Origin of the sequence: Halobacteriovorax sp. RT-2-4 (assembly GCF_047085445.1) — a bacterium.
Lineage (GTDB): Bacteria > Bdellovibrionota > Bacteriovoracia > Bacteriovoracales > Bacteriovoracaceae > Halobacteriovorax_A.
Window position 1 is genome coordinate 969,733 of sequence record NZ_JBKIXY010000002.1, and the last position, 13,088, is coordinate 982,820.

Annotated in this window: 9 protein-coding genes; 1 reads left to right on the forward strand and 8 read right to left on the reverse strand. The window is 35.1% G+C overall.

Going from position 1 to position 13,088, the window contains the following annotated elements; all coding sequences use genetic code 11:
- Positions 1-11: 11 nt before the first annotated feature.
- From cheB to ACMAYL_RS15195, 6 genes are all read right to left on the reverse strand, one after another.
- Complete coding sequence (gene cheB, locus ACMAYL_RS15170; RefSeq protein ID WP_103217677.1) at positions 12-1,895, reverse strand: chemotaxis-specific protein-glutamate methyltransferase CheB; 1,884 nt, start codon at positions 1,893-1,895, stop codon at positions 12-14.
- Between the two features lie 29 nt (positions 1,896-1,924).
- Positions 1,925-4,030 (reverse strand): methyl-accepting chemotaxis protein, encoded by a 2,106-nt coding sequence (locus ACMAYL_RS15175; protein WP_412471308.1) that lies wholly within the window; start codon positions 4,028-4,030, stop codon positions 1,925-1,927.
- A gap of 33 nt (positions 4,031-4,063) precedes the next feature.
- Positions 4,064-4,531, reverse strand: a complete 468-nt coding sequence (locus ACMAYL_RS15180) for a chemotaxis protein CheW (RefSeq protein ID WP_103217675.1) — start codon at positions 4,529-4,531, stop codon at positions 4,064-4,066.
- A gap of 27 nt (positions 4,532-4,558) precedes the next feature.
- Entirely contained in the window at positions 4,559-6,592 is a 2,034-nt protein-coding gene (locus tag ACMAYL_RS15185; RefSeq protein ID WP_412471309.1) for a chemotaxis protein CheA, read from the reverse strand.
- A 148-nt stretch (positions 6,593-6,740) separates the two neighbouring features.
- Positions 6,741-7,577 carry a chemotaxis protein CheX gene (locus tag ACMAYL_RS15190; RefSeq protein ID WP_103217673.1) on the reverse strand — a complete coding sequence of 279 codons (837 nt, stop codon included), beginning with the start codon at positions 7,575-7,577 and terminating at the stop codon, positions 6,741-6,743.
- Positions 7,578-7,589: 12 nt separating this feature from the next.
- Positions 7,590-8,003: a response regulator gene (locus tag ACMAYL_RS15195; RefSeq protein WP_103217672.1), complete on the reverse strand. Its 414-nt coding sequence runs from the start codon at positions 8,001-8,003 to the stop codon at positions 7,590-7,592.
- Between the two features lie 379 nt (positions 8,004-8,382).
- Between ACMAYL_RS15195 and ACMAYL_RS15200 the strand changes: the two genes are divergently transcribed.
- Positions 8,383-10,386: a hypothetical protein gene (locus ACMAYL_RS15200; protein ID WP_146037831.1), complete on the forward strand. Its 2,004-nt coding sequence runs from the start codon at positions 8,383-8,385 to the stop codon at positions 10,384-10,386.
- 47 nt (positions 10,387-10,433) lie between these two features.
- Here the strand turns inward: ACMAYL_RS15200 and ACMAYL_RS15205 are convergent, their stop codons facing one another.
- Positions 10,434-11,465 carry a pseudouridine synthase gene (locus ACMAYL_RS15205; RefSeq protein WP_103217670.1) on the reverse strand — a complete coding sequence of 344 codons (1,032 nt, stop codon included), beginning with the start codon at positions 11,463-11,465 and terminating at the stop codon, positions 10,434-10,436.
- 105 nt (positions 11,466-11,570) lie between these two features.
- Entirely contained in the window at positions 11,571-13,088 is a 1,518-nt protein-coding gene (scpB, locus tag ACMAYL_RS15210) for an SMC-Scp complex subunit ScpB (RefSeq protein WP_103217669.1), read from the reverse strand.

Sequence of the window (13,088 nt, forward strand, 5' to 3'; positions counted from 1 at the left end):
AAAATTCTATTTTAATTCTTCGCAACCCTTGTCAGAATTTGCTCAGTAATTTTATCCAGTGGTAAGGAAATACAAGAAGCACCTAAATCAAATGCTTTCTTAGGCATTCCATATACAACTGAAGTTTCCTCGTCTTGTGTAATTGTAAAAGTATCGCACTCTTTCAATTTTAGTAAACCTTTCGCACCGTCAGCTCCCATTCCGGTTAAAAGAGCAGCTGTAACTTTATGTCCTTTTAGCTTAGCTAAGTTTTCGAACAAATAATCAACGCTCGGACGGTGTCCAGAATATATCGGTGTTTCACTATCTAACTTGATCATTAATTTACTTTTACCAACAACTCCCATATGAATTCCACCAGGAGCGATGTAGACGGTGTTATTTTTAACTTCTTCACCATCAGTAGCCTCAACAACGTCAAATGGACAAAGCTCATTTAAACGATTTGCAAATGCCGTAGAAAAGACTGGTGGAATATGCTGTACAATTAAGACAGGTGGAAATTCCTTAGGGAAACGCATAAGCAACTGCTTGATCGCCTCAGTTCCCCCAGTTGAAGCACCAATTGTGATCAACTGACTACCTGAGAAATCAAAATTATTAGTTCCTACCCAGCTAGTTAACTTTTGACTTTTAGATTTAACAATACTGCTATAAGCAAGATCAATTTTTTCTAAAAGAGCCTTTTTAAACTTAAAGATATCATCAAATGAAGGCTTTTTAAGATAATCAAAGGCACCATCTTCTAGACAGCGCATAACGATATCCCCATCACTCTTACTTACAGAACTAATCATAATTGCCTGAAGCGACTGATCTTTTGGAAGGTTCTTTAAAACATCATGACCACTCATTTTTGGCATATTGATATCAAGAGTAATAACATTTGGTTTAAGCTCTTTAATTTTCTCTAAACCATCTGCACCATCAACTGCTTCACCAACAACTTCGTAGCCAGGAACACCTGTTAGACACTTTCTAATTAGCTTCCTAACCGTACTAGAATCATCTACAATTAGAATTTTTTTAACTTGCTCTTGCCTAACTCGAACACTTCTTTTTGTTTCATGATTTGTTTTGAAATAAATTGACTGCCCAAGACTTTGGAATCCCTCGTGCTTCCTAAGTGTTTCAGAGATACCAATAAAAAGATATCCCTTATTTGTCACACAATTAGAAAATTTCTTTATAACTTTATCGATTTGGTTTTCATTGAAATAAATAAAGACATTTCGACATAGAATAATGTCATACTTATCGCGATACTCCGCACTATTTTCATCTATTAAATTATGAACCTTAAATTTGCAAAATTTTTTAAGCTCATCACTTACTTTTACAAAGGGAGCAATATCACCACTACCGCGATACCAATTTCCTTCCAAGTACTCTTTAGGAACTTTTTGTAGCTCTTTCCAGTAATAAACACCTTTTTGTGCATGCTTCACTGATTTTTCGCAAATGTCTGTGGCCAAAATTTCAAATTTAAAACTTGGATCTATTTCTCTTAAATGCTTTTTTAAAATCATTGCAAGGCTATATACTTCATCACCTTTGCTACAGGCTGCACACCAGATTTTAAGGCTATTTCGGCCACTATTTTTGATGCGCTCAACTATCTTAGGAAGAGATTTTACAATGAATTCGAATTGATTCTTTTCACGCATAAAGAATGTGTAGTGTGTCGTTAGTAGTGAAACTAGCTCACTCTTCTCTTGACTACCAGGAGTCTTAATAAGAGAGAGATATTCTTCAGCATTATTTAAACGAAGCTCTACAATTCTTTTGTCAATGCGAGATTTCACCATTGCATCATTTTGTGATGTAAAGTGAGTCCCTGTCTCTTGTGACATCATTTGCGCTATTTCAATATAACTTCTAGCAAGATTACTCATTCAATCTCTTCCCAATTTCCTTATTGATCTTATACTGCTTTATCAAATCTTGCGTCGTCTTCGCTTGGATACTCATCAGAGTCTACTTCTAAAACAGGGTCATCAAACCCCATATCCTCGACGACTGGTGCACTCTTTGCAACGAACTTTGCTGGCTTATCCTTAACAACTTGTGGTGCTGGAGTCGAGTCGAAGACAGGAAAATCTTCAACCACTTTGTGCTCTGGTGCAGAATAAGTTTCTACTGGCGCGCTTGAAATTGAGTCTACAAGTCTATCTCTATCTGCCGATAAATTTTGAATTTTTCCTAATACTTCACTTTCTAACTCTTCAACAATTCCATTTAGAATTGAAGTTTGTTCAGACAAGCTTTCTGCAAAACCAGAAGTTTCCTGTGCAATACTTGAGTTAGTATGAGTTACTTCATCAAGTTCATTCATCGCATCTGAGATATTATTGATCCCCTCAGCTTGCTCTTGAGATGCTGTTGAAATCTCCGTCATCATTTTTGTAACGGCATCAACATTATCAACAACACTATCTAGAATTTTTCCACAATTTTCAGAAACATCAACACCTTTAGTAATACTTGTTTGAGCTTCTGAAATAAGTCTTTTAACGTTCACTTGTGTTTCATCAACAATTGATTGTACTTTCTTAATTGAGCCACCAAGTAGTTCTTCAATTTCAAGAGCAGCGTTACCACTCATCTGAGCAAGATTTCCAACTTCTTCAGCGACAACAGCAAAACCTTTCCCATGCTCGCCTGCTCGAGCTGCCTCTACAGAAGCGTTAAAAGATAATAGCTTTGTCTGGAATACGATATCGTTGATTACTTTTGTTTTTTCAGAGATCTCATTAATAACATCGACGATCTTTACAATCTCTTCATTATTACGATTCATCTCTTTCATAATATCTTCGTTATTACCGTTAATTTGTCCAATAGCTTCAACCATATCATTAACGGCCTTCTTACCTTCTAGAGCAACACGTTGTGATTCATCAGCCTTTTGGCTTGAAACTTTTGCATTCTCAACACTTTTGTTAACCATGGCCGTAATCTCATTAAGAGTAGCAACGGTCTCTTGAATAGCACTTGCTTGTTGAGTTACTGAAGAAGAAACTTTTGCTGATGCCATACTCATATTAGTTGAAGACTTTTCAGTAACTTGTGACGAGTCACGTAGTCTCTCACTAAGTACAATAATTTTCTTAATTGATTTTGAGAAGTTATACTGAAATCCATATGCAAAGGCTGCAATCACAGCAAAAAGAATTGGAATAAAAAAGCTAATTTTATCCTCTAATACAGTACTTTCTTCAATTCTTTCTTTAGTTTTTCTATCAATTAACTCAATATTTTTTTGGATAATTTCGAAAATATTCTTTGTCCCTTTTACTGCGGTAGCACTATATTTCTCTAAAAGTAGTTGATTTGAATATAATTTATCAAATGTACGAATGTAGTCATTAACAGACTTACTCACATCACTATAAACATATTGTTTATACTTTCGAGCAATTAGCTCCTTCTTAATTTTCTCACCTTCTGATTTCGCTTTATCTACATAACTCTTTGTTCTTCTTAAAAGGAAATCTTTCTCGTGGCGACGAAGATTAAGTAGAGAAATCATGAAACTTGGATTTAAATCGTATTTCTTAATCTTTTTTTCAATATCATGAGCGTAACTTCTAAGCTCACCTCTAAGACCACTCTTTGAGTCACCTTCAATCTTTAAAGTACTGCGAGTATTACCAAAATTCTTAGAGTGTTCTTTAAACTCGTTATAAAGCTCATCCCAAATGATTTCATTAGAATAATCAACATCTATTTTTTTCATATTGGTAAAAGTTTCTTCGTTTATTTTAGCTAGCTCAAGAAAACGCTTAACTCCAGCTGGATCTTGTGAAATTATAAACTCTTTCTCGTGTGAAATTTGTTCTCCAAGATTTGCTGCAAAAGTTCTCATCGAATCTTTCATTTTCAAGTCATTTTGAACAGTATTCTTTAAGCTTTCAACGAGTCCATAGTAAGAATAAATTGAGATAGCTAATCCAATTCCAAACATTGCAAAGATACCAAGAAAACTCAGAATCGTTTTTTTGTTCATTGACAGTTTTGTTTGTTTCATTACTTTCTCCCGGTGTATCTACACCATCCCCAATTATGCAGCTTTCTTAGCTAGGCCATTAATTTCATCGATATTCAAAATTGATTCAAGATCAACTAATTGAATTAAAGATTCGTTATGACGATATACCTTGTTTAAGCGGTCACGTTTCTTTGTTTCTACAGAAGCAACTTCTTGAATCTGCTCTTCATCTACAGATAGAACCTTGCAAATATTATCAACAACAATACCTAAGCATAGCTGACCAAACTCAACAATAATCACGGCCTCTTCATTAGATTCAGCAGGCTTAACACCTAGCCTCGTGCGTAGATCAATAATTGAAATTACTTGTCCACGTAAGTTCATAATTCCGACATAGTAACTAGGACTAAATGGTACATTTGTTGTTTCAGGAACAGAGATAAGTTCTCTTACTTGTAGAAGTGGGATTGCATAGTGTTCATCCCCAAGTTTAAATTCTAAGTACCTTTTTGTTACATCAGTTGTTTCATTTTCCATATTTTCCCCACACTTCAAGTTATAATATTAAGCTGCGTTACTTACTGGTCTCTGACCTTTTGTTTTACTTACTTTATTCACAACAAGTTCTTTCAAGTCTAAGATTAAAGCAGGACGCCCATTACCAAGAATAGAGCTTCCCATAAAACCTTGTGTATTCTTGATATCATTTCCAAGACTCTTAATAACGACTTGCTGACGTCTTAAAACATCATCAACAACAATTGCAAAATCCATATCTTCAGTTCTTACAACTAGTGCAATCTCATTTACTGAAGGCTCTTTCACATTATGTTTCAGAAGTGTACTAAGTCTAAATGCTGGTAGTACTTGTCCTCTAAGCACAATACATCCTCCAACATTATTAACTTTCTTATAGTTTTCTTCTGTAACAGAGACAGTCTCATGAATTAAGTTCAATGGAACAACATAGTTTTCTTCACTAACTCGTGTAACCATCCCTTCAATAATAGCCATTGTTAATGGAAGCTTAATTCTAAAGGCAGAACCAGATCCGACCTCAGACTTAACTTCAACGGCCCCCGAGATATCTTGGATATTCTTTTTAACAACATCCATCCCTACACCACGTCCAGAAATTTCACTTACAGCTTCTTTAGTTGAAAAACCTGGTGCAAAAATTAAGTTAATCGCATCTTGATCACTTAGCTTATCCGCATTTTTAATAACGCCTTTCTCAATTGCTTTACTTTTAATAATCTCTGGGTCAATCCCTTTTCCATCATCAACAACTTCAATCACAAGACTATTACCTTCATGATAAGCTTTGATTTGAATTTCACCAGCATCAGACTTACCAACGGATTTTCTATCTTCAACGCTCTTTTCAAGCCCGTGGTCGACTGCATTTCTAACGATGTGAACTAATGGATCTGAAAGTTGCTCTAGAATATTCTTATCAACTTCCGTCTCTTCACCAACAATAGTAAGATTAACCTTCTTACCTAATGCCTTTGATGTATCTCTTACAATACGTTGTAATTTAGAGAATGTTGTTTTAAGTGGTACCATTCTCATTTTCATTGAAATATCTTGAATTTCTTTTGTAATTTTTGATAAGTGACTAACACTCTTTCTTACGTGCTCATCAGCAACAAGATCGTTACATTCACTTAAAACAGTTTGTAGAATTACAAGCTCACCGACATAGTTATTAAGCTTTTCTACACGGCTGATACCAATACGAATTGTCTCTTCCGGCTTAGCTGCTTTTTTAGGAGCTGCCGCTTGTGTTTTTGCAACAGGAGCCGAAGATGGTTTCTTCTCTTCCTTCTTCGCTGCAGAATCTAGACTTACAACATTATCAACGACAGGATCTTTAGGAGCTGTTTCGCTCATTAAAGTATCTAGATCATTTGGTGTACTTGAAACAGGTGCTTCAACAGGCTTTACTTCTTCTGTTGTATCAAAAGATTCACCATATAATAGACGATCGAGGTCACTCATATCTGATTGACTCGGACGTGCATCCGCAACAACTTCTTCATCAAAGCTTACAGGTTCCTCGTTATCAAGAATTCCTTGTAGTTCTTCGTCTTCAAAGTCCTCTTCTACTTCTTGATGATAAGTATCTTCATCTTCTTCTTGCGCGCTCGCTTCAAATTCAGCTTCATCAGGAATATTTGAAATTCTCAGGTCATTATGCTCAACATCAGCACTTGAAACATCTTTAATAAGTTGGATGATCTCATCAGAATTAAACTTTGCTTCAATATCATCTCTTAGAGTTGAGATCATATTATTTAAATGATCTGAACATTTTAAGAATACATCAATAACATCAGCACAAATATCGACTTCGCCTTTCTTAACTTTTAAGATCAGCTCTTCCATCTCATGCGTAAACTCAGCTACATCACTAAACTCAACGGCCCTTGATGTACCCTTAAGGTTGTGAGCAAGGCGAAAGATTTTATCGATATGCTCATCTGTATTATCGACACCCGATTCTAGCTCTAGGAAAGACTCTTCACAATCTTCAAGAAGCTGAACAGCCTCTTCAAGGAAATCCATCTTTAATTCTAATTCAAACTCATCCATAATCACATCTTGTCTTTTGTGTTAATATCTCTTCATTATTCGGACAAAATTTTTATTTAATTAGTGTTTTTAGTGGCTTACTATAAATTTCTATAAACAATCTTAATTACATGACAAAGATCATGTTCAGTTTTTTCCAACTACCTAATTATTCGTTTGCCCCCAATAGGATGTAGATATAAAAAGAGCCCAGTTTCGTTGCTAGTGGAATCATTAACGACTCATATTTGCCTAGCTCAATTTCTGAAAAGTTCTCTCTTAGTAAAACTGATGGAATTGCACGGTCAATAACAATCCCTCTATTTTGATTTAAAGTAGCCTTTGCCTGCCCTAATGTAATATTTGTAAATTCTGCAATTGCATCTTTCACATCTTCATTAAGCTCAGTGTAATCTTCTCCGAATATTTGGTTATAAATATTGATAAAAACAATATCTGGAAAACAAATTAAAAGCCTGCCATTAAACTGCTCATTTTGAACATCAATTGATCCAATTAAACCAATCTCATAACTTTCAAAATCTTTAGCTTTTGATACTTTTCCCGGTAATACTTTTAAATTTGCCTGAACCCCAAATGTATCAATTGCTGCTTGAATAAATGGGTTAACAAAGTTTACATCAAGCTCAATTCTCTTCTTTTTAAGATTTAGCTCTTGTAGTCTTTTCGATATCGAATCTGTGAAATTAAAACGTTCATCTGCATAATCACTTTTAAGTTCTCTAATTAATTTTGATCGCGCATTAATTGTATAAATCAGAATTGATTTATCTTCTGCAGATTTAAAAAGCCTAAATATTTCATTATAAATTTTTGGTGATACAAATTCGACACTCTTAAAATCTAGAATAATTAGCTTATCCTTCTCGTCCTCTAGAATCGCATCAAAGATCATCGATAAAGACTTTACGCAATCTAGATCGATATCACCTGAGAAGGCCAAAACAGAGAAGTGAGATTTAGTAATTCTCTCTACCATACCCATGAAAGCCTCCTATTAACCTTGTGGAAACCTTTTCTTCATGGCCAGGGCCAACCTCTTTTTAAATGATGCTTGATCGAATGGTTTAATAACATAACCATCTACATCACTAGCAATTGCCTCTTGAATTTGTGCAACGTCTTGCTCTGCAGTAACCATTACGAATGGCATCTCTTTGAAGTTCTCACTGCCTCTAATTGTTTTTAGCAGATCCAGTCCAGTAGCATTCGGCATACTCCAGTCAGAGATGATAAAAGATATCTCATTTGGTCCACCTTTATTCTCTACAATTTTTTTAAGAGCATCTTTTCCATCAACTGCCTCAACAAAACGATCGGCCCCTAAATCACGTAATAGCTTTTTTACGATCTTTCTCATTGTGCTCATGTCATCTACAATTAAAAAAGAAAACTTCTTAAGATCTTCCATATACTCATTCTCCTACTCAATAATCTTCAACTAATATATCACCAGGTAAATAGCGCAAATAGCGACCTTATTTTTCCCAGCAAATAAAAAAAGTTTTGATCTCTTATTTAAACTTAATATATCTAGTTAGTTATCGGCTTTTACTAATTTAAATTTATGCCAATTTGTGTCAAAGTTTATTATTTCCCCAAAGGGAATTTATTGTAGAAAATGCCTATAATTTCCTGTGTTTGCCAATTTAGTCACTTAAAAGTTAACTGAATTAACTTTCTCCTTATAGTGAGCTATCAGTCGATAAAATATGCTTAGACTTTGTTCACACTTATAACTATTACATTCAACGATTTTCCAACTATTTATTATGATATTAATCATAGACATGAATAGGTTCAAAACACTGATAATTATCCTGATTACGTCACTCAGCTTTGCGGCCGAGCAGGCGCCTATTAACGACAAGAATGTGGTAGAAACCACAACTCAAGATAGTACTCCAAGTACTTATTTGAAGTTCAAGTACTTTCTAAGAGATCACCTGTCGAAAGAAAATATCAATAGAAAGCTAATCGATGCTTTTAACAGTTTAAAAGTCAGCTTTGATGTTGATATTTTTAAAATCAATATCGCAGATGGCCTTTCTCTAAGAGGAAAGTACGAATACGAAGTAGAAAAATCCTATATTCAAGGAAACTATACTCGCCGTGATCAATTTAATTTTAGAATTCAGCACGATACAAAGAATGCCTTCTTCCCAGAGCTTCAAACGCCATTTTTCTTAAAGGCCGATCGAAATAATGAAGTAATCATTTCAAGACAATTTGCAAAGAAAACAGATGCAATGAAGGCCCTTCCATTTAATGTCGCTAAGATCCCAATTCGCTCTAAATATGTTGATGAATTAAATCCAGGTGACTTTATTTCAATCCCTGCTTCAATGGCCATTACGACAGGCTTTAGTTACAACAATGCAATCCCACTTATGAACACAGGTCTTACTGGGTTTTATACGATGGCAGGAGACTTCTTAATTCAGGTATACAAGCTTGATGATAAGAAAGTTCGTGTAAAAATCATTGCTCAAAAGAAGAAAACTTCTGGAATAAGCTTTAGAAGCCGTTTTGGGATAGAACTTATTAGCTTTGAAATTTTGGGTCAAGATGTCGATTACAAGTATAAGCTTGATTGGTTTAAACTAGATGCTTCTCGCACTAAGGGTAATATTATTCTTGCGGACTATGTTTTTAACCTTAAAGATGAAGAAGTTAGAAAGGTTTATGATAAATTATTCAACAATGTCTTTAAATTTAAAGAAGCCAAGCTTCTTGCTGAATCACTTAATTCTGATCTTTTAGATAAGTACTACGTTGTTAACCTAGAGGATGTTGATCGAATTGCTAAGATTGATAATGGTCAGAACTCTCCAAGAGTAGAGCGTGTTTTTAAAGGACACAATAGATACAAATCTAAATCCTCAGGGATTCAGCTTAACTTAGATATTCTAAAGCTTGGAGCAAAGAGCCACTACGTTAATAACCGTTTTAATTTCGAAAAACTTGATGGCTCAACTGTCGCCTTCTACTACCCTAACTACACAAAGACGAAAGAATCAAAAATCTCTATTGAAATTTTTGATACAAAAGAGAAAGAAATCCTTTCATATTTTGGACTAACTTCATCTCATAGTGATCATAAATTCTTAAACGTAGGAATGAACTTTAATCGAGTTGATAACGAGTTTAGAAGATTAGAGCAAAAAAGATACTTAAGAATTCTTAGTGGAATACTTCCTGAGATAGTAAGAGATGACGTCATCGCACGAATCCCTAAAGAGAAGCGTTACGTAAATTTTAATTCGAAACTTACAATGATTTTAAAGAAGGATGCCTTCTCTTATCTTAACAAGATCTCCTTTGAAGATTTTCACTACCGCTTAGCTGAACACTTAAGAGGCAAAAGAGTTATTCGCACATCAGGCCATGACAAAGACTCTAGAATGCGTCCATATGAAGTACCGGAAGATGAATACCAAAGAAAAACAAAGAAACTTGCTAAGTTCTTCTACGATATCATCCATAGTGATATGCCTTACAATGAAAAGGTCGATAAATTCACTTCAAAACTTAGAAATATAAATAACGAGCAATATATTATGCAACTTCTAGTAGAGCTTCTACCTGTTGATAATATTGAAAAATATCTTTATCTTGATGTTTATATTGCTGATGATTCTGAGACTCTAGTCGACCTAAGAATCGGAACTAATAATTACCAAGAAATCTATAATCAACTTGAGTACCTGAACCGCTATATTAGAGGAACAGATGAGGACTTAAGAATTGATGATCGAATTGATCGAATCGAAGATATCCAAGAGTTAGACTAATTTACCGACTAAAAAGATAAAAAAAAAGCCGCTTAAAGCGGCTTTTTCTATTTAACAAATTCTACGTGAACATGTTTCTGTTCATTTTCTTTCTTAGCGACACGAGCTTTCTTCTTATCTTGTCTCTTCTTGAAAGCTGCTTCTTTTTCTTCCCAAGCTTGTCTTCTAATCTCTTTTTCTTTTGCTTTCTTAGTTTCAGCAATCTCTTTAATTGATTTAAAGTAAGTCTCTCTTCTAAACTTAACAAAAGCTTTATCATCGGCCGCTGTACAACCTTGATGACCTTTCTTCTTTAAGTTTACAGACTTCTTGCTTGAAATATACTCAACAGCATCTTGCATTTTATTTCCTGCCATATCAATACCAATAGCATTCAATAAGTTTCTTCTATTTACTAGACGGTATGAACCAGGAGCAATCCCCTCTACAGTTAAGCCACCAATAGCAACACGCTTTAGTTTATCAACAGTTAGACCTGCACCTTCACACATACGACGAATTTCACGGTTTTTACCTTCATTGATTCTAAACTCAAGCCATGTTTTTGTTTCTAGTTGCTTAATTACGCGAACAGCTTGTGGCTTTGTCATTACACCATCAATATAAACCCCCGCTCTTAGCTTTTTAAGTAGGAATTCATTGATTGCACCAAATACTTTTACTTCGTATACCTTAGTAATTTCTGAACTTGGGTGAATAACAAGATTTGCAAAGTCACCATCATTAGTCATTAATAGAAGACCTTCTGAAAGGTAATCTAGACGACCTACAGGATAGATTCTTTCACTGATTTCTTTACATAGATCAACAACAGTTTCTCTTCCTTCAGGATCATTAACTGTAGTCATAACCCCACGAGGTTTATTCATAATCATATAGATTTTTTCAACAGAACCAAGATCTGCTGCTTTACCATCTACTTCAACAGCGTCAATCGTTGGATCAACCTTAGAACCAAGTTCACGAATAGCAATACCATTAACCTTTACACGTCCTTGAACGATTAGGTCTTCGGCCTTACGACGTGAAGTGATTCCACAATCTGCAATAAATTTTTGTAAACGTACTAATTTAGACATTTTGACTCTCCTATCTGCCATCTCGGCGGTTAAAAGCTAAAAGAAAAAGCTTACGTCTAAATAGAACTAAACGTAAGCTTTTACAAGTATTTAAGTAATTATTTCTTAATCAATATATGACTCAGAATCCCCTAAGTCCTTGTTATTTAAAAAATCGAGGTCAAGATCAAGATCCTTTGCTCCATTAATTAAATTTTGAGTTGTTTCATTGATACTATCATCCAGATCAACTTCCATCTCATCTTGTGGCACAGCAGAGTCACCACCAAATAACTTTGCAAACGCATCATCAAGAGCTTGTGCTAATTGATCGGCTTCTTCATCCGTTTTTGTTTCATCAATAATAGCAATTTCTTCAACCTGCTCGGCCGCTACTTCAATATCGGCTTCATCATTAATAAGATCTTCTTCATCAAGACCTTCTTCACTTCCAGAAGATAAAATTGCTTCAGCAACTTCTTCTAGCGCTTCTTCAACAGAGATATCTTTAATAACTTCACCTGAATCAAGATCGATCATTTCAAAGTCATCTTCCTCTTCTTCGGGGATATTGAATGGGCCTTTAGTTAAGTCTGCGATAACTTCTGGACAAGTAATGGCCGTAAATACTTCCGATTCAGCCGATTCCTTATTTGCTCCTGTAACAAGTGAGTTATCAAGGTGCTGCTCAAGAAGATCAAATGCAGTAAGAATTGGTGCAGCTTCTTCACCTTCTTCAGTTCTACCTGACTTACGTCTTCTCTCTTGAACCTTAAGAGACTTTGTAAATGCTGTTTCTGAATCAATTGCCTTAATCGACATTGCGATATTATCAAGTTCTTCAATTTCATCTTGATCAAATCGTGACGCAAGGTCGGCGTTAACAAGTGTTTTAATATCTTCGATTTTACCAACACCTTGAGTAGCAATTTCAGCAAGCTCATGTTCTGGTGGTAGTTGATCAATATTTGCTAAGTTGAATACCTCTAAAAATTCAGAAGTTGTCCCGTAAAGAACAGGGCGTCCAACTTCTTCAGAACGTCCAGTTACGCGAACGAGTCTCTTATCCATTAAACCACGTACAATGTGTGAACTATCAACACCGCGGATTTTTTCAACTTCAATTTTTGAAACTGGCTGCTTATAGGCAATGATTGCTAGTACTTCAAGAGCTGTTGGAGAAAGTACTAATTCATTGATTTTAAATAGGTCTTGCACATACTTAGAGAAAGTTGCCTTTGTTCTAAATTGGTATCCATTTGCAACTTCTTGCAGACGAATTCCGTGGTGCTTTAACTCATATTCATCTTGAAGACGAGTAATTGCTTCGTGAACAACACGTAGAGGAATATCTTCATCAATAAGTGATTTGATTTTCATTAATGGAACCGGCTTATCGCTCATGAATACAATTGTTTCAATTGCACCACAAATTGTTTCTTCATTAAGTCCTGTTCTGGCTTTCCAAAGCTTATCTTCTTGAAGTTTTTCATCAGCAAAGTCAGACTCTAGCTTTAAGTATTCTTCTGGAAACTCTAGGTCTTCATCTGATGGCATTAGGGCCATTTCTAACTCTTCAACCATCTCTTCTTCTGTTGATAGAAACTCTAGATTTGCTTCAGTAACTGTTGTGTTCTCTTCCAT

What these genes read in the sequence shown, in the direction of transcription:
- ACMAYL_RS15205 (WP_103217670.1), bottom strand. Translation starts at nt 11,465, where the DNA reads ATGTCTAAATTAGTACGTTTACAAAAATTTATTGCAGATTGTGGAATC.
- ACMAYL_RS15200 (WP_146037831.1), top strand. Translation starts at nt 8,383, where the DNA reads ATGAATAGGTTCAAAACACTGATAATTATCCTGATTACGTCACTCAGC.
- ACMAYL_RS15195 (WP_103217672.1), bottom strand. Translation starts at nt 8,003, where the DNA reads ATGGAAGATCTTAAGAAGTTTTCTTTTTTAATTGTAGATGACATGAGC.
- ACMAYL_RS15185 (WP_412471309.1), bottom strand. Translation starts at nt 6,592, where the DNA reads ATGGATGAGTTTGAATTAGAATTAAAGATGGATTTCCTTGAAGAGGCT.
- ACMAYL_RS15180 (WP_103217675.1), bottom strand. Translation starts at nt 4,531, where the DNA reads ATGGAAAATGAAACAACTGATGTAACAAAAAGGTACTTAGAATTTAAA.
- cheB (WP_103217677.1), bottom strand. Translation starts at nt 1,895, where the DNA reads ATGAGTAATCTTGCTAGAAGTTATATTGAAATAGCGCAAATGATGTCA.
- ACMAYL_RS15190 (WP_103217673.1), bottom strand. Translation starts at nt 7,577, where the DNA reads ATGGGTATGGTAGAGAGAATTACTAAATCTCACTTCTCTGTTTTGGCC.
- ACMAYL_RS15175 (WP_412471308.1), bottom strand. Translation starts at nt 4,030, where the DNA reads ATGAAACAAACAAAACTGTCAATGAACAAAAAAACGATTCTGAGTTTT.
- scpB (WP_103217669.1), bottom strand. Translation starts at nt 13,088, where the DNA reads ATGGAAGAGAACACAACAGTTACTGAAGCAAATCTAGAGTTTCTATCA.